Origin of the sequence: Pseudomonas asturiensis (assembly GCF_900143095.1) — a bacterium.
Lineage (GTDB): Bacteria > Pseudomonadota > Gammaproteobacteria > Pseudomonadales > Pseudomonadaceae > Aquipseudomonas > Aquipseudomonas asturiensis.
Genome location: NZ_FRDA01000022.1, coordinates 18,392 through 37,765, shown reverse-complemented (window position 1 = coordinate 37,765; position 19,374 = coordinate 18,392). Strand labels below are relative to the sequence as shown.

Genomic DNA, 19,374 nt, shown 5'->3' with positions numbered 1-19,374 from the left:
GGCAATTGAGTAGTCTATTTTTTACGGGTGACGCTTTTCCAGACAACGAAACCGTTGACTGAACAATAGGCCACACCTGAACGGATTGGAGCTTTACTGCCCCGCCGGGGTGGTTGGCCCATTGTCGATCGGTAGCAGACTGAACGTCTTCGACCTTCAAGGTTGCAGAGTGACTCACATCAAAATCGAGAACCCCTGCAAGTTATACCAGACAAGAAGATTGTACAGGTTTTAACTACGGCGTAGTCTGTGCAGACAAGGTAACGAGGCCCCTATGACTGTCCCTATCGCAATCATCGGTACCGGTATCGCCGGACTTTCAGCAGCCCAGGCACTCACTGACGCCGGGCATCAGGTGCACCTGTTCGACAAAAGCCGCGGCAGCGGTGGTCGGATGTCCAGCAAACGCAGCGATGCAGGCTCGCTGGACATGGGTGCGCAGTACTTCACCGCTCGCGACCGGCGCTTTGCGACCGCGGTCAAGCAGTGGCAGGCCCAAGGCCATGTCGCTGAGTGGACCCCTTCCCTCTACAACTTCCAGAACGGCAGACTCAGTCCATCGCCCGACGAGCAGGTGCGCTGGGTGGGCAAACCGGGCATGAGCGCCATCACGCGCGCCATGCGCGGTGATATGCCCGTGTCCTTTTCGTGCCGCATCACCGAGGTGTTTCGCGGTGAGCAACACTGGAATCTGCTCGACGCCGAGGGCGAGAGCCACGGGCCGTTCAGCCACGTCATCATTGCAACGCCAGCCCCTCAGGCCACGCCATTACTGGCTGCGGCTCCCAAGCTGGCCGGCGTGGTGGCCGGAGTCAAGATGGACCCGACCTGGGCCGTTGCGCTGGCCTTCAACACGCCGTTGCAAACGCCGATGCAAGGCTGTTTCGTACAGGACAGCCCGGTCGACTGGCTGGCGCGCAATCGCAGCAAGCCCGAACGCGACGACACGCTGGACACCTGGATTCTGCACGCCACCAGCAACTGGAGCCGGCAGCATCTGGACATGTCCAAAGAAGAAGTCATCGAGCACCTGCAAGGCGCCTTTGCGGAAATGATCGACTGCACCATGCCGGAACCGGTGTTCACCCTCGCCCACCGCTGGCTGTATGCGCGACCGGCAGGCTCGCACGAGTGGGGCGCATTGTCGGATGCCGATCTGGGCATCTATGTCTGCGGCGACTGGTGCCTGTCAGGCCGGGTCGAAGGCGCCTGGCTCAGCGGCCAGGAAGCGGCACGCCGCCTGCTGGCGAACGCACAATGAATCAGATCAACCCGCGCAAACTGCTGCTGTCGAAATGGACAGCAGCCACCCCGGTCAATCGTGAAAAGCATTTTCTGGTCACCGAGCTGTTCAAGGACGAAGAAGGTACGGTGCTGGAGATCGAACTGCAGGCGGTGCTGACCCAACGCAGCGAGCGGCTGCCGTGGCAGGTGCTGCAGGCAGAGGATGTGTGGCGCATGGGCTGGAAGTAAAGCGGCCGCTCAGGCAACGAGCATTTCCGCCAGGCACGTAGAAAGCGGCATGCCAGTGAAGGCGTCAGCCCCGTCAGTGACCGGGGAGCCTGACGATTGCTTCACGGGCAAGCCGCCTCCCATGGTCCCGTAATCACTGCCTCGCCGCCCACCCAAATCCTCTACAAACAATTTGACTTGTACAGCTAGGCACCTATGATGAGGACAAGTTGTACAGAGCATTCTGTCTGTACAAGTCTTTTGTAGAGGTCGTTGATGTCCACGCCCGTAATCGAAAAGCCCAAACTGGGGATCAGTGCCTGCCTGATGGGCGCCGAAGTTCGCTTCAATGGCGGTCACAAGGAATCTCACCTGTGCACACGTGCGCTGAGTGAGTACTTCGATTTCGTCCAGGCCTGCCCCGAAGTCGCCATTGGCATGGGCATTCCCCGCGAACCGATCCGCTTGGTCGGCGACGCTGAAAACCCGCGTGCCCTCGGCACGGTCAATCGCGAGCTTGACGTGACCGAAGCGCTGGCCGACTACGGCACGCAGATGGCCAGCGAACTGGGCGATATCTGCGGCTATATCTTCATGCAGAAATCCCCATCGTGCGGGCTTGAGCGGGTCAAGGTCTACCGTGAAAACGGCGCGCCGGTCGATGGGGGCGGCAGCGGGATCTATGCCAAGGCCTTCTGCGAGCGTCACCCTAACCTGCCGGTCGAAGAAGACGGTCGTCTCAACGACGCCGTGCTGCGCGAGAATTTCGTGACGCGCGTGTTCGCCTACTTCGCCTGGCAACAGCTATTGAAGGAAGGCGTCACGCGACGCGCGCTGACTGAGTTCCACTCGCGCTACAAGTATCAGCTCATGGCCAATGACCCGGTGCAGTACAAGGCACTGGGCAAGATGCTGGGGAGCATGGGCCGCAGTGATCCGAATGAAATCGCCCCGCAGTATTTCAGCGACTTGATGACCGCGCTCAAGAAGTGTGCGACGCGTCGCACCCATACCAATGTGCTTCAGCACCTGGCCGGTTATCTCAAACAGACCATCAGCGCCGAAGACAAGCAGGAAATCCAGCAGCTCATTGCTCAGTACCATCAAGGCATCGTGCCGTTGATCGTGCCGCTGACCCTGCTCAAACATCACTTTCGCCAACACCCGGATCCGTATGTGGCGCTGCAGGTGTACATGCAACCCCATCCGGAAAACCTCAGCCTGCGTAATGCGATTTGATCATGAATGAACTGGATAAGGATGCGCCGGACGACTGGCTGCCAATCCGCGAGGTGGCACGCCAGACCGGCGTCAATGCCGTCACCCTGCGCGCCTGGGAGCGGCGTTACGGCCTGATCGTCCCGCACCGCACCGCAAAGGGTCATCGCCTGTACTCGCAGGAACACGTGCAGCGCGTGATGATGATCCTCACCTGGCTCAACCGTGGCGTGTCGGTCAGTCAGGTCAAGGCGTTGATCGATGATGATCGGCAGGATGCGCCCAGTCCATCCAGTGACTGGGATGCGTTGCGCCAGATGCTGCTGGTCGCCATTGGCGAACTGGCCGAGCGCCGCGTGGACGATGTGTTCAACCAGGCGATGTCGCTTTATCCGCCGCGCACCTTGTGCGAACAACTCCTGATGCCGCTGCTGGCAGAGCTGGAGCAACGCTGGCAGGGCAAGTTCGGTGCGCAGCTGGAGCGCACCTTCTTCTACTCCTGGCTGCGCAGCAAGTTTGGCGCACGCATCTACCACAACAACCGCCAGCTCAGCGGCAAGCCGGTGTTGCTGGTCAACCAGTCCGATCTGCCGCTCGAACCTCATCTATGGCTCACGGCCTGGCTGGTCAGCAGCGCCGACTGCCCGGTAGAGGTTTTCGACTGGCCATTGCCCATGGGTGAACTGGCGCTGGCGGCTGAATACCTGCAGCCGCGTGGCATCGTGCTGTATTCCAGCAAAGCCCTGAACACCGCCCAGTTGCCCAGGCTGCTGGCCAACATCACCTGCCCCGTCGTGCTGGGTGGACCAACGGTGAAGATCCATAATGCCGAGCTGCTCGTAAGTGCAAACGAGGTTGCAGGTCTGACCCTCGTCGACGACCCGCTCAGCGCCCAGATTGAGCTCAACCGGCTCGGCCTCATCTAAGGACTCAACATGCAACTGCTTTGGCTGCGCAGCGACCTGCGCGTTCATGACAACACGGCCTTGCGCGCCGCCATGGAGCGGGGCCCGACGCTGGCGGTCTATTTGATCAGCCCGGCCCAGTGGCAGAGCCATGACGACGCAGACTGCAAGGTGGATTTCTGGCTGCGTAACCTGGTGGAGCTTGAGAAGGCGCTGGGCAAGCTCAATGTGCCGTTGCTGATACGAGACGCCGATACCTGGGACGAGGCACCCGAGGTGCTCTCGACACTGTGTGCACAGTTCAACATTGAAGCCGTCCACACGAATCAGGAATACGGCATCAACGAGACCCGCCGCGATGAGGCAGTGCAGAAAAAGCTGGAAGACGATGGCGTCCATTTCCACCACTATCTGGATCAACTGCTGTTCAAGCCCGGCAGCATTCTGACCAAGACCGGCAACTACTTTCAGGTCTTCAGCCAGTTCAAGAAAGTCTGCTACTCGCGGCTGCACGAAGCCACGCCGCGTACTGTGCGCACGCCCACACCTCAGGACCCGGTGTCGACCCGAAGCGATTCGATCCCGGATAAGGTCAAGGGTTTTGCAACCCCGTCAGAGGCGCTGCGCGACCTGTGGCCGGCCGGTGAAGACGAGGCGCATCGGCGTCTTGCCGTGTTCACCGACGATCAGATCCATTACTACAAAAGCGAACGCGACCTCCCGGCCAGGCCTGGCACCAGCCAGCTGTCTGCTTATCTGGCAGCGGGCGTGGTGTCGCCGCGCCAATGCCTGCACGCAGCCCTGACCAGCAATCATGGCGAATTCGAGACCGGTAACGAAGGCAGCGTGACCTGGATCAATGAACTGCTGTGGCGAGAGTTCTATAAACACACCCTCGTCGGCTTCCCGCGTGTTTCACGCCATCGCGCATTCCGCCCGGAAACCGAAGCCCTGAAGTGGCGCGATGCGCCCGACGAATTGCTGGCCTGGCAAGAAGCACGCACCGGCCTGCCGATCATTGATGCGGCCATGCGTCAGTTACTGGAAACCGGCTGGATGCACAACCGACTACGGATGGTCGTTGCCATGTTCCTCACCAAGAATCTGCTGATCGACTGGCGGGAAGGCGAGCGCTTTTTCATGCGCCACCTGATCGACGGCGACCTGGCCGCCAACAATGGCGGCTGGCAATGGAGTTCGTCCACCGGTACGGACTCGGTGCCTTACTTCCGCATCTTCAACCCGCTGTCACAGTCGGAGCGATTCGACCCTGAAGGCGTGTTCATCAAGCGCTGGCTGCCGGAACTGGCCGACCTGAACAAGAAGCAGGTCCACAACCCGGCCTCCGTCGGCGGCCTGTTCGGCGTGGCCGACTATCCGGCTCCGATCGTCGACCTGGGCAAAAGCCGCGCCCGCGCCTTAGCGGCCTTCAAGGCCCTTCCCAGCCGTCAATCGGCGACGGAGCAGGCCGATGTCTGATTTCCTGCATCGGTTCGCTGAACGCTTCGCGGCGCTGAACAAGGATAACCTTGACCAGCTTGGCGAGCTTTACAGCCAGGACATTTCCTTCCGCGATCCGCTGCACGAGATTCAGGGCCTTACGGCGATACGACATTATTTCGACGAGCTGTATGCCAACGTAAGTGACCTGCGTTTCGATTTTCACGCGTTTGACGAAGTCAGGTCTGGCGAAGGCTATCTGACCTGGACCATGCACTACTCACACCCGCGTCTGGCCAATGGCCGCAGCATCCACGTGGAAGGCTGTTCGCACGTGCAGTGGCGCGACGGCAAGGTTTATCGGCATCGGGACTACTTCGACGCAGGGGCACTGCTCTACGAGCATTTGCCTGTCATGGGTCGGGTGATCAATTGGCTCAAGAAGAGGTTGGCATGAACACTCCTGTCGCACGACGTATCTGGCTGACCGGTGCAAGCAGCGGTATTGGCTTTGCGCTTGCCGTGGAACTGCTCAAGGCGGGCCATCGCGTGGCGCTGACCGCCCGAACGCTGGAGCCGTTGCAGGGTCTGGCCCGTCAGTACCCCACCCAAGTGCTGCTGGCGACAGGTGACCTCACCGATGGCCTGCAAGTGACGTCCATCGCTGCGGTTATCGAGCAGGAATGGGGCGCACTGGACACGGCGATCCTCAATGCCGGCACCTGTGAATACGTCGACACGCAGCATTTCGACGCGGCTATGGTCGAGCGCGTTGTGCGTACCAATCTGCTGGCCAGCAGTTTCTGCATTCAGGAAGCCCTGCCGCTGCTGCGTAAGGGACGCAATCCGCATCTGGTCGGCGTGGCAAGCGCCGTCACCTTTCTGGCTTTGCCTCGCGCCGAAGCATACGGCGCATCGAAGGCCGGCCTGCGTTATCTGTTCGAAGCGTTGCGGCTGGATCTGGCCAGTGAAGACATCGACGTAACCGTGGTCAGCCCAGGATTCGTCGACACACCGCTGACCGCAAAAAATGACTTTCCGATGCCCATGCGCTGGCCGGTCGCCAAAGCCGCCAGTTACATCGCGAAAAGTCTGGCCAAGGACAAACGTCCGCTCGATATCGCCTTTCCTGCTGTATTCATTTTGAGCATGCGGCTTCTGGCAATGCTGCCGGCGCGTGCGCGACTCGCCATTGGCAAGCGCATGGCACGTTCGTCAGCTCAGGAAGCGGCGAATAAGGACATGCCATGAAAATTGCCGTGATCGGCAGCGGTATTGCCGGATTGACCAGCGCCCACCTGCTCAATCGCTCGCATGATGTGACCGTATTCGAGTCGTCCGACTGGATTGGCGGGCATACGCACACGGTCGATGTCCAGGTCGATGGGCGCCATCACGCCATCGATACCGGATTCATCGTGTTCAACGACTGGACTTACCCGAATTTCATCCGCCTGCTCAGCCAGTTGGGTGTTGCATTCAAACCGACCGAGATGAGTTTCTCGGTCCACGACCCGCGTACCGGTGTCGAGTACAACGGCAACAACCTCAACAGCCTGTTCGCACAACGCAGCAACCTGCTGTCGCCCAGGTTCTGGGGTATGTTGCGTGACATCCTGCGCTTCAATCGCCAATCCATTGATGATCTGGAAAGCCAGCGCATTGCGGCCGACACCACGCTGGGTGACTACCTGAAGAATGGCGGCTACGGCCAGCGCTTCATCGACCATTACATCGTACCGATGGGTGCGGCGATCTGGTCCATGTCGCTGGCAGACATGCTGGGTTTTCCACTGCAGTTCTTTGTGCGTTTCTTCAAGAATCACGGCCTGCTGTCCGTCACCAATCGGCCACAGTGGTGTGTGATCGATGGCGGATCCAGAAGCTACATCGAGCCCTTGACGGCCTCGTTCCGGCAGAAGATTCGCCTGTCCTGCCCGGTGACGCGGGTCGAGCGCGATCAGGACGGCGTCACGCTGCACAGCGCCATGGGCACCGAACGCTTCGATAAAGTCGTGTTCGCCTGCCACAGCGACCAGGCCCTTGCACTGCTGGCCGCACCGTCGAGTGCCGAGCAATCGGTTCTCGGGGCCTTGCGCTACGCCGAAAACGACGTGGTGCTGCACACCGACACCCGCCTGCTGCCTGACCGTCGCCTGGCTTGGGCCAGCTGGAACTACCGGCTGGGCGGTGGTGAGCAGCAACTGGCCGCAGTCACTTATGACATGAACATCCTGCAGGGCATTGAAAGCGACACCACGTTCTGCGTCAGCCTGAACCAGACCGCAGCCATTGCCCCGGACAAAATCATCGGCCGTTATCGCTACGCACACCCGCAATACAGCCTTGAGGCCATTGCAGCGCAGGCACGCTGGCAGGAGATCAACGGTGTCGATAACACCTGGTATTGCGGCGCGTACTGGGCCAACGGTTTTCATGAGGATGGCGTGGTCAGCGGCTTGCGCGTGGCGCAGGCATTCGGAGAAGCGCTGTGAATAGCGCGCTTTACAGCGGCTGGATCTCCCATCGGCGGTTTGCGCCCCGATCGCATGCATTCACCTATCGGATAGGCCTGCTGTATCTGGACCTGGACGAGCAGGACAATGTGCTCGGCCTGTCGCCCCTGGCAGGCAGCAAGCGCTTCGCGCCGTTCTCGTTCCGTGAGCGCGACTATCTGCCGGAACTGACGGGCCGGGGCCTGCCACTGATCCAGGCTGTACGCGAGCGGGTGAGCAGCGCGCTGGGGCGAACTCCCGCAGGCCCTGTCTGCCTGCTGACCCAGGCGCGAAGCTGGGGCCTGTCGTTCAACCCGGTGAGCTTCTTCTACTGCCATGAGGCGGACGGCACGCTGGCCGCCATCCTGTGTGAAGTGACCAACACGCCGTGGGGTGAGCGCTACAGCTATGTACTGCCGGCTAACGGCGAAGGGCACCAGCATTTCGCCGTGGCGAAGGCCTTCCATGTTTCACCGTTTCTGCCCCGCGACCTGGAATACCGCATGAGCTTCAGCCAACCCGCCGAGCGCATCGGCGTGCACATGGCCGACTGGCAAGGCGAACTGAAAATGTTTGACGCCACGCTCAACCTGACGCGCCAGAGCCTGAGCCGTCAGACGCTGCACCGCTACCTGATCTCGTTTCCCTGGATGACCGCAAAAACCTGTCTGGCGATTTATTGGCAGGCCATGCGCCTGCTCGTCAAACGCATTCCGATCTTTTCCCATCAGGCCGCCGACGGCGAGTACCGTGCAGCCGCCGTGCAACCCAAGGATTCACGCCATGAAAAGCAGTAGCAGCAGTTTTTCTGCCAATCTGGGGACCAACAGCCTGACCGCCAGCATCCTGCGTCGAGGCGTGCTTCGACAACTCTCAGGCTTGCGCAACGGTCAACTGGTCGTCATCGAGAGTGGCGAGCGACATGTATTCGGCAAGGCGGGCGCGTTGATTCAGGGTGAAGTGCATATCCTGGACTCCGCTGCCTGGGGCATGATCGCCAGCACCGGCTCGATCGGTGCCGCCGAAGCCTTCATCCACGGCTACTGGACCACGCCAGACCTGACGGCGGTGATCAGAGTGTTCGTCAGCAACCTGGATGTGCTGGACGCCATGGAAGGTGGTTTCGCCCGCCTGACACGCCCGGTGATTCATGGCCTGCACTGGCTCAATCGCAACACGCGCAAGGGCTCGCAGAAAAATATCGCGGCCCATTACGACTTGGGCAACACGCTGTTCGAGCAGTTTCTCGACCCGACGATGATGTACTCCGCCGCCCAGTTTCTGAGCGAGGAGGACACCCTCGAAGAGGCGCAGTTGAACAAACTGGAACGTATCTGCCAGAAACTGGCGCTCAAGCCGACCGATCACCTGCTGGAAATCGGCACCGGCTGGGGCAGCATGGCCATCTATGCAGCGCAGCATTATGGCTGCCGGGTCACCACCACGACGCTGTCGGCCGAGCAGTTCGCGTACACCGAGCGACGCCTGAACGAGCTGGGTCTGAAAGACCGTGTCACGCTCCTGCTGACCGATTACCGAGACCTGACCGGCGAGTACGACAAGCTGGTGTCCATCGAAATGATCGAAGCCGTGGGGCATCGTTTTTTGCCCACCTATTTCAAGCAATGCGCCAGCCTGCTCAAAAGCGACGGGCTGATGCTGCTGCAGGCCATCACCATTCGCGAACAACGTTACGCGCAGGCCAAACGCAACGTGGACTTCATCCAGCGCTACATCTTTCCCGGCGGCGCGCTGCCGTCGGTGGCAAAGATGCTCGACATCGTCGGCTCCGACACCGACATGAACCTGCTGCACATGGAAGACTTCGGCTTGCACTACGCCCGCACGCTGCGCCTGTGGTACGACAATTTCAGGCACGCCCACCTCAAGCTGACCGAGCTGGGTTACGACGAGTACTTCCTGCGGCTGTGGGAGTTCTACCTGTGCTATTGCGAAGGCGGCTTTCTGGAGCGCACCATCGGCACCGCGCAACTGCTGCTGGCCAAACCTGAAGCCCTGCGTGAGCCGCTGCTGGGACGCTTCAATGCTTAAGTCTCTGGCCAATGCGCTGCTGTTCCAGGCGGGCTGGTTTGCCTGCGTGCTGGGCAGCGACAGTTACTGGCTGCTGATCGCCGTCGGGGTGTTGCTTCTCCACTTTGTCTGGATCAGTTCATGGGCTGCGGAAGGCCGACTGGTGCTGATGGTCACGCTGACCGGTACAGTACTGGACAGCGTGCTGATGGCTCTGGGTGTCTTTGATTTCGGGACAGGCGGTTATCTGATACCGCTGTGGCTGATCATGCTGTGGGCGGTGCTGGGCACTACGCTCAATCATTGCCTGGCGTGGACCGCAGTTCCGTGGTGGCGGGCGGCGGTTCTGGGCGCTATTGGCGGCCCGATGTCTTACTATGCCGGTTCGCAACTGGCGCAGGTCCATCTTCCTCTCGGGTTCTGGCCAAGCATGGTCGTACTGGGGCTGGTCTGGGCAGGCATATTCCCCCTGCTTCAGTGGCTGGCAGCACGAACCGTTGCCTCTCGCGCCGAACACACTGGAGCCTCTCTCTGAACGATACATTGATTCCGGTCGTCGCCCTTGCTGGCGAGACGAAAGTCACCTGCTCCACCTGCGCGGCGTGCTGCTGCCAGCTGGAGGTGATGCTGATCACCGACACGGGCGTGCCTGAACGCTACATCGACATCGATGAATGGGGTGGCGAAGTCATGCTGCGTCTGGACGACGGCTGGTGCGCAGCGCTGGATCGCAACACGATGATGTGCACGATCTACGAGAAGCGGCCCTTGATCTGTCGGGAGTTCGAAGCGGGTGCGGAAGATTGTCTGAACGAGCGCAAGGGGATTGCGACCGCTTATCTTTGATATTCAGAACCAACGACACATAACGTGCTGAATGGACGCGATTCCACGGTCTGGTGTTTCTGACGAGACAACAGACCCTGTCGGATGCATGCCAACGCGAAGCATTGGCACGATCAATTCTGAAATCAGAACGGCATCTTGTAGTGCAGTGCGTAGCTCTCGATACCATCGTTCGGCTGTTTGATGCCGCCGTTGGAATAGTGAGTCGCACGAATACCGACTTCATGACCACCGGCAAAGCGCAGACCGAAGCCAATACGGTCTTCGAAGTTGAAGGCCGAGCCGAACTTGTGGTCTTCAACCTGGGTGTTCGAGAACACCGAAACGCCGATACCTGCCTCGACATACGGCTTCACGTTGTCGCCTGCGAACTCATAAACCAGCACCGGGGAGAACGACAGACTGTGGTTGTCCTTGTAATCCTTACCGTCCCAGTAAGTGTAAGCGCCGTCCCAATAGCCGGTCAGACGACCGATATCGCTCTGCAACCAGCTTTTGTCCCAATCGAACTGCACGCCGAGACGATACGTCATGGTCGATTCGCCGGTTTGCCCCACCGAGAATTCAACACCATCGGCCTGTGCCATTGAAGCCTGCCCCGCCAGGATGGCCGAGAACACGGCCAGGCAAAAGAGTCTCTTCATGAGAAACGTCCTAATTTGTATAAAGTTATGAAAAGTGTTGAAAATCATCAGCCGCGTTTATAGAAATCGAAAACGAAGCGTAAGTTCAGCCCCAAAACGCCTTTTTCACGTTTTTTTTACAAACTGAAGCTTCTCACATTGTCAGAACTTTTCCATAGGGCAGGTAGGATTTTTCTGAAATTGTCCGGATCGTCACTGGACCAATACATCGTCTCGCGAGCAGGGCCAGACGACAGCAGACCGTTATTGGCCAGAAGGCGCTGTAACTGGCGAGCGACGGCTGCGCCGGTATCGATCAGGCTGATCGACTCAGGGAGCATTTGCCGCAGAAGCGGCTTGAGGAAGGGATAGTGCGTACACCCCAGAATGATGGTGTCGCAACGAGCGGCCAGTAGCGGCTCGACATAACTTTCCAGCAGCTGACGAATCCGCTGGCTGTGCAGATCGCCGGTTTCGATCAGTTCGACCAGCCCAGGACAAGGCTGAGTCACCACACGCACATCACTGGCAAACAGATCGAGCAACGCTGCAAAGCGCGCGCTTTGCAATGTCCCGGTGGTGGCCAGCACGCCCACCACACCGTTGCGCGTCGCCAGCGCTGCGGGTTTGACGGCAGGCTCCATGCCGACGATGGGCCAGTCAGGGTAACGCTGCCGGATATGGGCAACGCCTGCCGCCGTGGCGGTATTGCACGCAACCACCAGCGCCTTGGCGCCTCGCTCGCGAAAGAAACCGGCAATGGTCAGGCAACGCTCGATAATGAATTCAGGGCTTTTCTCGCCATAAGGAATATGACCGCAGTCGGCCAGGTACATCAGTGACTCATGGGGCAGCAACTGGCGAATTTCGCTCAGCACCGACAGCCCGCCTACGCCGGAATCGAATACGCCGACAGGCGCATCGCCGCTGTAGTTCATGTGAACCTCAGGCATGTCCGCCCTGCCCGATCGCCACACCACACACCCGGCACCCCGGATCGCGCTTGACCTTCAGCTCTCGAAAACGGGTGCTCAGGGCATCAATCAACAACAACCTGCCAACCATCGGCTCGCCAAAGCCTGCGAGCAGTTTCAAGGCTTCAAGTGCCTGCAGGCTGCCCACCAGGCCAACCAGCGGACCGATGACGCCCGCCTCGCTACAGGTCAGTTCAGCTTCGCTGCCGTGACCATACAGGCAGTGGTAACAGGGGCTTTCAGGACGACGTGGATCGAAGACAGACAATTGGCCTTCAAGCCGGATGGCCGCGCCGCTGACCAATGGTTTGCCTGCCGCCACACAGGCGGCATTGACCGCCTCACGAGTGGAAAAGTTATCGGAGCAATCCAGCACCAGATCAACCGCCTGGACGGCAGCGCTCAACGAATCGGCGTCCAGCGCCTCGCGATGGGCGACCAGCTTCACTTCGGGGTTGATGGCGGTCAGGCGGGCAATGGCTGAATCCACTTTAGCCATGCCCACGCTCTGCGTGTCATGCATGATCTGCCGTTGCAGATTGGTCAGGTCGACACTGTCGAAATCCGCCAGATGCAACTCACCCACGCCTGCAGCGGCCAGATAAAGCGCAACCGGCGAGCCAAGCCCGCCCATGCCGACCACCAGCGCACGACTCTGCCTGAGACGCAGTTGCCCCTCGATATCCACGTGTTGCAGCAGGATCTGGCGGCTATAGCGCAACAGCTCCTGATCACTCAGCACGGCCTGCATCCAAAGGTAATGCGCTCGTGCTCACCGAGGTCGCGGCGAGTCTGTATGCGCTCGAAACCCTGCTGGATCAGCAGGTCCCGCACCGCGGCACCCTGATCATAGCCATGTTCAAGCAACAACCAGCCACCTGGACTGAGGTGAGCCGGAGCCTGGCCGATAATCATGCGCAAATCGTCCAGACCGTCAGCGCCTGCGGTGAGTGCACTGCTCGGTTCGAAACGCACATCACCGGCCGACAGATGTGGATCGGCGTCGGCGATGTACGGTGGATTGCTGATGATCAGGTCGAATTGCCGCCCTTGCAACGCACTGAACCAGTGGCTTTCAAGGACCTCGGCGTTATCCAGTTGCAGTCGTTGGCGGTTACGTTCGGCCAGGGCTACGGCTTCAGGCACACGATCGACAGCGGTCACTTTCCATTGCTGGCGATCGTTGGCCAGCGCCAGGCCGATGGCGCCGGTGCCCGTTCCCAGATCCAGAACCCGGGCGGGTGCGAAGGCCGGTACCTGTTCAAGTGCCGCTTCGACCAGCATCTCGGTTTCAGGACGCGGGATCAGCGTGTGCGGCGCCACTTCAAGGTCGAGCTTCCAGAAGCCTTGCTGACCCAGAATGTACGCCACCGGCTCGCCTGTGCGTCGGCGCTGCAGGTAATCGGCGAACGCCAGTGCCGCTTCGGTGCTGACGATGCGCTCCGGCCAGGTGTGCAAAAAGCTGCGAGGCTTGCCCAGAGCGGCAGCGAGCAGCAGCTCGGCGTCGAGCCGCGCGGTCGGAGAATCGGGAAGTTCAGCGCTTCTTAACAAGCTGGCGATGATGGTCATTTACTCACCCAGTGCCGCAAGTTGATCAGCCTGATATTCAGCGAGTAGCGGCTCTATCACTGCATCGACTCCACCGGCCATCACTTCATCCAGTGAATACAACGTCAAATTCACGCGGTGATCCGTCACTCGCCCCTGAGGGAAATTGTAGGTACGAATACGTTCCGAACGGTCGCCCGAGCCTACGAGCAGTTTGCGCTCGCTGGCGATTGCATTGGCGGCGGCGCTGGTCTGTTGATCGTTGAGTTTGGCAGACAGCCAGGACATCGCCCGGGCTCTGTTCTTGTGCTGCGAACGCTCTTCCTGACACTCGACCACAATACCTGACGGCAAGTGCGTGATGCGGATGGCCGAGTCAGTCTTGTTGACGTGCTGACCACCGGCACCGGACGAGCGGTAGGTATCGACGCGCAGATCGGCCGGATTGATCTCGATGGCCTGCTGCTCATCGGGCTCGGGCAGGACCGCAACCGTGCAGGCCGAGGTGTGAATGCGTCCCTGGGATTCAGTCTCGGGCACGCGTTGCACCCGATGGGCGCCGGACTCGAACTTCAGCTTGCCGTAGACATTCTCGCCTTCGACGCGGGCAATGACTTCCTTATAGCCGCCATGCTCGCCTTCGTTCTCGGACAACACTTCAACACGCCAGCCACGTCGCTCGGCGTAACGCGAATACATGCGAAACAGGTCGCCGGAGAAAATCGCGGCCTCGTCGCCGCCGGTGCCGGCACGAATTTCCAGGAAGACGTTACGCCCGTCGTTCGGGTCCTTGGGCAGCAGCATGCGCTGCAACTGCGCTTCCAGTTCGACCAACTGCAGTTTGGTCTCGCGCACTTCCTCGACAGCCATTTCGCGCATGTCAGGGTCGCTGTCCTTGAGCAACGCCTGCGCGCCCTCAAGGTCGGCCACCAGCTTGATGCGCTGAGTGTAGAGCGCGATAACCGGCTCTACCTCGGCGTACTCACGGGAATAGGCACGAAATCTGGTCTGATCGCTGATGACTTCTGCGTCGCCCAGCAACGCAGTCAGTTCCTCGAAGCGGTCGCTGAGCACATCCAGCTTGTTGAGCAGTGAAGCTTTCATTGCGGGGTTTTATCCGTCGAGCCCTCACCGAGGGCAAAAAGTTCCTGGGCCATGGCCAGCGCATCGACGCGGCCTTCGGCAGACAGCTTCTTGAGCTGAACGCTTGGCGCGTGCAGCAATTTGTTGGTCAGACCGCGCGCGAGTTGAACCAGCACCTCTTCGGCATTGCTGCCATTGGCCAGCATCCGTTGCGCCTTGCTCAGTTCTTCGTCCCGCAACCGCTCGCTCTGCTGCCGATAGGCGCGCAATACATCAACCGCTGCCAGCTCGCGCAGGCGGGACATGAAGTCCTCGGCCCCGGCGCTGACCAGTTGTTCAGCCGCAAGGGCTGCGCCCTGACGACTCTTGAGATTCTCGGCAACGACTTCGTGCAGGTCGTCGACGCTGTACAGATAAACGTCATCCAGTTCGCCGACCTCGGGCTCGATATCCCGGGGCACCGCGATGTCCACCATGAAGATCGGCTTGTGCTTGCGCAATTTGAGCGCGCTTTCCACCGCTCCCTTGCCCAGGATCGGCAGCTGGCTGGCCGTGGAACTGATGACAATATCGCTGTTGACCAGTTCGGCCGGAATATCCGACAGCAGCACCGCGTGGGCCCCGAACTCGGCGGCCAGAATACTGGCACGCTCCAGTGTACGGTTGGCCACTACGATACGTTTGACACCCAGATCGTGCAGGTGCCTGGCCACCAGCGTGATGGTCTCACCCGCACCGATCAGCAACGCCTGACTGCGCTGCAGGTCACTGAAGATCTGTTTGGCCAGACTGACAGCGGCAAACGCCACCGACACCGGGTTTTCGCCAATGGCCGTGTCGGTGCGCACCTGCTTGGCTGCACTGAACGTGGCCTGAAACAGACGACCGAGCAACGGACCGACGGTACCCGCCTCGCGGGCGACAGCGTACGCCGATTTCATCTGACCGAGAATCTGCGGTTCGCCCAACACCAGCGAGTCCAGCCCCGACGCCACACGCATCATGTGCCGAACGGCGTCATCGTCTTCATGAATGTAGGCGCTGGCGCGCAGTTCATCGAGACTCAGGTGGTGATAATCGGCGAGCCAGGCGAGGATCTGGTCGGCCGCCAGTTGATCGTGCTCGATGTACAGCTCGCTTCGGTTGCACGTCGACAGGATGGCGGCCTCACGGCTGTGGGTCAGACGACATAGCTGCTGCAGGGCCTCAACCAACTGTTCCGGCGTAAATGCAACGCGCTCGCGAACGTCGACCGAGGCGGTCTTATGGTTGATACCAAGTGCAAGGAAGGCCATTCAAGGTCGCTGGTGGTGACGTGAAGCCGACAATTGTCCTACTTCGATAGGCTCAGAACAACCACCGCATATTATTGTCCCACTAGAATCGCTCGTCGCAGGACACCCCAGAAGGCCTGCGGCATCGCTAAAATCAGCATTACGGTAGTTTTTTCGACGGCTGTGGGTTTGCCACCAGCCTTGTGTCATGATGCTCCAAACCGCAGGTAAGCCGCCCTTCTTATATATGAATAGATCCTCCGCGCTGTTCCTCGCCCTCGCCTTTCTCGGCGGCTGTCAGTCCATGGCTCCGGTTTCTCCGCAGCCCGAGCCTGCCCGGAAAGACGCTCCGCCCGCGCCCGACACCAAGCCGCAGGTCTACGGCTCGTTCACCCAGGAAACCCTGGTCAGCCTGCTGAGCGCCGAACTGGCTGGCCAACGCAATCGTTTCGATATTGCGCTGGACAACTATGTGACCCAGGCGATTAAGACTCAGGACCCAGGCGTTTCCGAGCGTGCCTATCGTATCGCCGAGTACCTGGGTGCCGACCAGTCGGCACTGGACACCGCGATGATCTGGGCGAAAAACGATCCGACCAACCTTGAGGCACAACGCGCCGCGGCCATTCAGCTGGCGCGCTCGGGACGCTACGACGACTCCATGGTGTACATGGAGAAAGTCCTTCAGGGCCAGGGCGACACGCATTTCGATTTTCTCGCGCTGTCTGCCGCCGAGACCGACTCCGACACCCGTAACGGGCTGCTCAAGAGTTTTGACCGCTTGCTCGGCAAATACCCGAACAATGGCCAGTTGATCTTCGGCAAGGCCTTGCTGCTGCAACAGAATGGCGACGCCGAACAGTCGCTCAAACTGCTGGAAGACAACCCGCCGAAAGAAGGCGAAGTGGCGCCGATTCTTCTGCGCACCCGCCTGCTGCAGAGCATGGGCCGTGGCAAGGAAGCGCTGCCGATCCTGGAAAAAAGCATCAAGAAATACCCGGACGACAAACGTCTGCGCCTGACCTATGCCCGCATGCTGGTCGAACAGAACCGCATGGAAGACGCCAAGGTGCAGTTCTCAAGCCTTGTGCAGCAGTATCCCGATGATGATGAATTGCGCTTTTCGCTGGCACTGGTCTGTCTGGAAGCCAAAGCATGGGATGAAGCGGCAGGCTACCTCGAAGAGCTGATTGCACGCGGCGCTCACGTTGACTCGGCGCATTTGAATCTGGGCCGTATTCATGAAGAGAAAGACGACCCGCAAAGTGCGCTGGACGAATACGCCCAGGTCGGTCCCGGCACCGATTTCCTGACCGCCCAGTTGCGCCAGAGCGATATTTTGATCAGCAACGGTAACGCAGCCGAAGCCTCCAGACGACTGGCCGAGGCACGCGCCGATCAGCCGGATTACGCGATCCAGCTGTACCTGATCGAAGCAGAAACCCTGACCAGCAACGATCAGGCCGATCGCGGCTGGCAGGTACTCAGCCAGGCGCTCAAGCAATACCCGGACGACATCAACCTGCTTTACACCCGCGCCATGCTGGCCGAGAAGCGCAACAATCTGGCGCAGATGGAGAAAGACCTGCGGGCGATCATCAAGCGCGAACCGGAAAACGCCATGGCGCTCAACGCGCTGGGTTACACCCTTTCGGACCGCACCACGCGTTACGCTGAAGCGAAGGAGCTGATCGAAAAGGCCCACACGCTGACGCCTGACGATCCCGCGGTTCTCGACAGCCTCGGCTGGGTAAATTACCGGCTGGGTAATCTGGACGAGGCCGAGCGCTTGCTGCGCCGGGCGCTCGAACGCTTCCCCGACCATGAAGTCGCCGCTCATCTGGGCGAAGTATTGTGGGCCAAGGGTGAACAGCGCGAAGCCCGAAAAGTCTGGGGCAAGGCCCTGGAACAACAACCCGATAGCCCTATTCTGCGCAGCACTCTGCGGCGCTTGACCGGATCAGAGACCCTTTGACGTTATGTTTTTGCGCCACGTAGTTGTATTCAGCCTCATCGCCCTGCTCGCCGGCTGCGCCGGCCTCACCTCCCGCGAAGCGGTTCAGGGCAAGGGCGATCCCGCGCAATGGCGCGAACACAAACAGCAATTAAGCAGCCTTGATGGCTGGCAGATCAACGGCAAGGTCGGCATTCGTGCACCGAAGGATTCCGGCAGCGGCACGTTGTTCTGGCTGCAACGCCAGGATTACTACGATATTCGCCTTTCCGGTCCTCTGGGACGCGGCGCGGCACGCTTGACCGGCAGACCCGGCGCCGTGGCGCTCGAGGTCGCGAATCAGGGCCGCTACGAAGCCAAAACGCCTGAAGAACTGCTTCAGGACCAGTTGGGCTGGAGACTTCCGGTATCGCACCTGGTCTGGTGGGTCCGTGGCCTGCCTGCGCCGGACAGTAAAAGCCAGGTCACGCTGGATGGCGACAGCCGCCTCGCCAGTCTTGATCAGGACGGCTGGCAGGTCGAATACCTCAGTTACGTCGAGCAGAATGGCTTCTGGCTGCCCGAGCGCGTGAAACTGCATGGCCAGGACCTTGATGTCACGCTGGTGATCAAGGACTGGCAGCCCCGCAAACTGGGGCAGTGATCATGCGCACACCACAGCTGGTACTGCCCGCCCCGGCAAAGCTCAACCTCATGTTGCACATTCTGGGACGTCGCCCTGACGGCTATCACGAACTGCAGACCCTCTTTCAGTTCCTCGATCACGGGGACGAGCTGGGCTTTGCGGTTCGGGAAGACGGCGAGATACGCCTGCAGACCGAAGTGCCCGGCGTTCCCCATGACAGCAACCTGATCGTCAAGGCAGCCCGCGCACTGCAAACCCAATCCGGCTGCAGACTCGGGATGGACATCTGGCTGGAAAAGCGCCTGCCCATGGGCGGCGGCATCGGCGGCGGAAGCTCCGATGCGGCGACCACACTGCTGGGCCTGAACCATCTGTGGAATCTTGGCTGGGACGAAGATCGCCTGGCTGCACTGGGCCTGACGCTGGGCGCGGATGTTCCGGTTTTCGTGCGTGGACATGCAGCCTTTGCCGAGGGCGTCGGAGAAATTCTGACCCCTGTGAACCCCGAAGAACCATGGTATTTGGTGCTTGTGCCGCAAGTCGCTGTAAGTACAGCAGAAATTTTTTCAGATCCGTTGTTGACACGCGACTCTGCTCCCATTAAAGTGCGCCCCGTTCCCAAGGGAAACAGTCGAAATGACTGTAAAGCGGTTGTAGAGAGGCGTTACCCAGAAGTACGTAACGCTTTGAATTTGCTAGGTAATTTTACCGAAGCAAAATTAACCGGAACTGGAAGTTGTGTGTTTGGGGCCTTCCCAAACAAAGCTGAAGCTGATAAAGTCTCGGCCCTTCTTGCAGAGACCCTTACAGGGTTTGTAGCGAAAGGAAGCAACATCTCGATGTTGCATCGCAAGCTTCAAGAGCTGTAGCAGGAACTGAGTGCAAGGCACTCGATTGATTCAATAC

General features: G+C 59.9%; 21 protein-coding genes. 15 read left to right on the top strand and 6 right to left on the bottom strand.

All coding sequences use genetic code 11. The annotated features are described in order from the left end of the window. Window positions 1–274 precede the first annotated feature (274 nt). From BUB69_RS25625 to BUB69_RS25570, 12 genes are all read left to right on the top strand, one after another. Window positions 275–1,261: an NAD(P)/FAD-dependent oxidoreductase gene (locus tag BUB69_RS25625; RefSeq protein WP_073172379.1), complete on the top strand. Its 987-nt coding sequence runs from the start codon at window positions 275–277 to the stop codon at window positions 1,259–1,261. Further along, window positions 1,258–1,473, top strand: coding sequence for a TIGR02450 family Trp-rich protein (locus BUB69_RS25620; RefSeq protein WP_073172376.1), 216 nt, complete (start codon window positions 1,258–1,260; stop codon window positions 1,471–1,473). The genes BUB69_RS25625 and BUB69_RS25620 overlap by 4 nt, the downstream gene beginning before the upstream one ends. 255 nt (window positions 1,474–1,728) lie before the next feature. After that, window positions 1,729–2,691 carry a YbgA family protein gene (locus tag BUB69_RS25615; RefSeq protein ID WP_073172373.1) on the top strand — a complete coding sequence of 321 codons (963 nt, stop codon included), beginning with the start codon at window positions 1,729–1,731 and terminating at the stop codon, window positions 2,689–2,691. Window positions 2,692–2,693: 2 nt separating this feature from the next. After that, window positions 2,694–3,596, top strand: a complete 903-nt coding sequence (locus BUB69_RS25610; protein ID WP_032610638.1) for a MerR family transcriptional regulator — start codon at window positions 2,694–2,696, stop codon at window positions 3,594–3,596. Between the two features lie 9 nt (window positions 3,597–3,605). Beyond that, window positions 3,606–5,054: a deoxyribodipyrimidine photo-lyase gene (phrB, locus tag BUB69_RS25605; protein ID WP_073172370.1), complete on the top strand. Its 1,449-nt coding sequence runs from the start codon at window positions 3,606–3,608 to the stop codon at window positions 5,052–5,054. Beyond that, window positions 5,047–5,472: a nuclear transport factor 2 family protein gene (locus tag BUB69_RS25600; protein WP_073172366.1), complete on the top strand. Its 426-nt coding sequence runs from the start codon at window positions 5,047–5,049 to the stop codon at window positions 5,470–5,472. The genes phrB and BUB69_RS25600 overlap by 8 nt, the downstream gene beginning before the upstream one ends. Beyond that, on the top strand, window positions 5,469–6,266 hold the full coding sequence (locus tag BUB69_RS25595; RefSeq protein ID WP_073172363.1) for an SDR family NAD(P)-dependent oxidoreductase: 798 nt from the start codon (window positions 5,469–5,471) through the stop codon (window positions 6,264–6,266). Before BUB69_RS25600 ends, BUB69_RS25595 begins: the two co-directional genes overlap by 4 nt. Beyond that, window positions 6,263–7,510 carry an NAD(P)/FAD-dependent oxidoreductase gene (locus BUB69_RS25590; protein ID WP_073172360.1) on the top strand — a complete coding sequence of 416 codons (1,248 nt, stop codon included), beginning with the start codon at window positions 6,263–6,265 and terminating at the stop codon, window positions 7,508–7,510. The genes BUB69_RS25595 and BUB69_RS25590 overlap by 4 nt, the downstream gene beginning before the upstream one ends. Further along, complete coding sequence (locus BUB69_RS25585) at window positions 7,507–8,307, top strand: DUF1365 domain-containing protein (protein WP_073172357.1); 801 nt, start codon at window positions 7,507–7,509, stop codon at window positions 8,305–8,307. The genes BUB69_RS25590 and BUB69_RS25585 overlap by 4 nt, the downstream gene beginning before the upstream one ends. Next, window positions 8,294–9,562, top strand: coding sequence for an SAM-dependent methyltransferase (locus tag BUB69_RS25580; RefSeq protein ID WP_073172354.1), 1,269 nt, complete (start codon window positions 8,294–8,296; stop codon window positions 9,560–9,562). Before BUB69_RS25585 ends, BUB69_RS25580 begins: the two co-directional genes overlap by 14 nt. Further along, complete coding sequence (locus BUB69_RS25575; RefSeq protein WP_073172351.1) at window positions 9,555–10,076, top strand: DUF2878 domain-containing protein; 522 nt, start codon at window positions 9,555–9,557, stop codon at window positions 10,074–10,076. Before BUB69_RS25580 ends, BUB69_RS25575 begins: the two co-directional genes overlap by 8 nt. A gap of 8 nt (window positions 10,077–10,084) precedes the next feature. After that, window positions 10,085–10,387, top strand: coding sequence for a YkgJ family cysteine cluster protein (locus BUB69_RS25570; RefSeq protein ID WP_122697432.1), 303 nt, complete (start codon window positions 10,085–10,087; stop codon window positions 10,385–10,387). A 125-nt stretch (window positions 10,388–10,512) separates the two neighbouring features. On the opposite strand, the gene BUB69_RS25565 is transcribed toward BUB69_RS25570, so the two are convergent. The 6 genes from BUB69_RS25565 to hemA form a co-directional block, all read right to left on the bottom strand. Further along, on the bottom strand, window positions 10,513–11,031 hold the full coding sequence (locus BUB69_RS25565; protein WP_073172348.1) for an acyloxyacyl hydrolase: 519 nt from the start codon (window positions 11,029–11,031) through the stop codon (window positions 10,513–10,515). Between the two features lie 116 nt (window positions 11,032–11,147). Then, window positions 11,148–11,963: a glutamate racemase gene (murI, locus tag BUB69_RS25560; RefSeq protein WP_073172345.1), complete on the bottom strand. Its 816-nt coding sequence runs from the start codon at window positions 11,961–11,963 to the stop codon at window positions 11,148–11,150. Then, window positions 11,956–12,726 (bottom strand): molybdopterin-synthase adenylyltransferase MoeB, encoded by a 771-nt coding sequence (locus tag BUB69_RS25555; protein ID WP_175561859.1) that lies wholly within the window; start codon window positions 12,724–12,726, stop codon window positions 11,956–11,958. Before BUB69_RS25555 ends, murI begins: the two co-directional genes overlap by 8 nt. After that, window positions 12,720–13,553 (bottom strand): peptide chain release factor N(5)-glutamine methyltransferase, encoded by an 834-nt coding sequence (gene prmC / locus BUB69_RS25550; RefSeq protein WP_073172338.1) that lies wholly within the window; start codon window positions 13,551–13,553, stop codon window positions 12,720–12,722. The genes BUB69_RS25555 and prmC overlap by 7 nt, the downstream gene beginning before the upstream one ends. After that, a complete protein-coding gene (prfA, locus tag BUB69_RS25545; RefSeq protein WP_073172334.1) occupies window positions 13,554–14,636 on the bottom strand; it encodes a peptide chain release factor 1 in 1,083 nt (360 codons plus the stop codon). It abuts the gene before it with no gap. After that, on the bottom strand, window positions 14,633–15,910 hold the full coding sequence (gene hemA, locus BUB69_RS25540; protein ID WP_073172331.1) for a glutamyl-tRNA reductase: 1,278 nt from the start codon (window positions 15,908–15,910) through the stop codon (window positions 14,633–14,635). The genes prfA and hemA overlap by 4 nt, the downstream gene beginning before the upstream one ends. Window positions 15,911–16,136: 226 nt before the next feature. On the opposite strand from hemA, the gene BUB69_RS25535 reads away from it, so the two are divergent. The 3 genes from BUB69_RS25535 to ispE are packed head-to-tail and all read left to right on the top strand — an operon-like array spanning window position 16,137 to window position 19,337. Next, a complete protein-coding gene (locus tag BUB69_RS25535) occupies window positions 16,137–17,864 on the top strand; it encodes a tetratricopeptide repeat protein (protein WP_073172327.1) in 1,728 nt (575 codons plus the stop codon). Between the two features lie 4 nt (window positions 17,865–17,868). After that, on the top strand, window positions 17,869–18,486 hold the full coding sequence (gene lolB / locus BUB69_RS25530) for a lipoprotein insertase outer membrane protein LolB (RefSeq protein WP_073172324.1): 618 nt from the start codon (window positions 17,869–17,871) through the stop codon (window positions 18,484–18,486). Window positions 18,487–18,488: 2 nt separating this feature from the next. Beyond that, the gene (ispE, locus tag BUB69_RS25525) at window positions 18,489–19,337 is read left to right on the top strand and encodes a 4-(cytidine 5'-diphospho)-2-C-methyl-D-erythritol kinase (protein WP_073172321.1); all 849 of its coding nucleotides are present in this window, start codon (window positions 18,489–18,491) and stop codon (window positions 19,335–19,337) included. Window positions 19,338–19,374 lie beyond the last annotated feature (37 nt).

Bases quoted from the DNA above. Each gene is read 5' to 3' on its own strand.
- ispE (WP_073172321.1), top strand. From the start codon at position 18,489: ATGCGCACACCACAGCTGGTACTGCCCGCCCCGGCAAAGCTCAACCTC.
- BUB69_RS25580 (WP_073172354.1), top strand. From the start codon at position 8,294: ATGAAAAGCAGTAGCAGCAGTTTTTCTGCCAATCTGGGGACCAACAGC.
- prmC (WP_073172338.1), bottom strand. From the start codon at position 13,553: ATGACCATCATCGCCAGCTTGTTAAGAAGCGCTGAACTTCCCGATTCT.
- BUB69_RS25625 (WP_073172379.1), top strand. From the start codon at position 275: ATGACTGTCCCTATCGCAATCATCGGTACCGGTATCGCCGGACTTTCA.
- BUB69_RS25575 (WP_073172351.1), top strand. From the start codon at position 9,555: ATGCTTAAGTCTCTGGCCAATGCGCTGCTGTTCCAGGCGGGCTGGTTT.
- lolB (WP_073172324.1), top strand. From the start codon at position 17,869: ATGTTTTTGCGCCACGTAGTTGTATTCAGCCTCATCGCCCTGCTCGCC.
- BUB69_RS25620 (WP_073172376.1), top strand. From the start codon at position 1,258: ATGAATCAGATCAACCCGCGCAAACTGCTGCTGTCGAAATGGACAGCA.
- BUB69_RS25595 (WP_073172363.1), top strand. From the start codon at position 5,469: ATGAACACTCCTGTCGCACGACGTATCTGGCTGACCGGTGCAAGCAGC.
- prfA (WP_073172334.1), bottom strand. From the start codon at position 14,636: ATGAAAGCTTCACTGCTCAACAAGCTGGATGTGCTCAGCGACCGCTTC.
- BUB69_RS25535 (WP_073172327.1), top strand. From the start codon at position 16,137: ATGAATAGATCCTCCGCGCTGTTCCTCGCCCTCGCCTTTCTCGGCGGC.
- murI (WP_073172345.1), bottom strand. From the start codon at position 11,963: ATGCCTGAGGTTCACATGAACTACAGCGGCGATGCGCCTGTCGGCGTA.
- BUB69_RS25615 (WP_073172373.1), top strand. From the start codon at position 1,729: ATGTCCACGCCCGTAATCGAAAAGCCCAAACTGGGGATCAGTGCCTGC.
- BUB69_RS25600 (WP_073172366.1), top strand. From the start codon at position 5,047: ATGTCTGATTTCCTGCATCGGTTCGCTGAACGCTTCGCGGCGCTGAAC.
- BUB69_RS25590 (WP_073172360.1), top strand. From the start codon at position 6,263: ATGAAAATTGCCGTGATCGGCAGCGGTATTGCCGGATTGACCAGCGCC.
- BUB69_RS25610 (WP_032610638.1), top strand. From the start codon at position 2,694: ATGAATGAACTGGATAAGGATGCGCCGGACGACTGGCTGCCAATCCGC.
- BUB69_RS25565 (WP_073172348.1), bottom strand. From the start codon at position 11,031: ATGAAGAGACTCTTTTGCCTGGCCGTGTTCTCGGCCATCCTGGCGGGG.
- hemA (WP_073172331.1), bottom strand. From the start codon at position 15,910: ATGGCCTTCCTTGCACTTGGTATCAACCATAAGACCGCCTCGGTCGAC.
- phrB (WP_073172370.1), top strand. From the start codon at position 3,606: ATGCAACTGCTTTGGCTGCGCAGCGACCTGCGCGTTCATGACAACACG.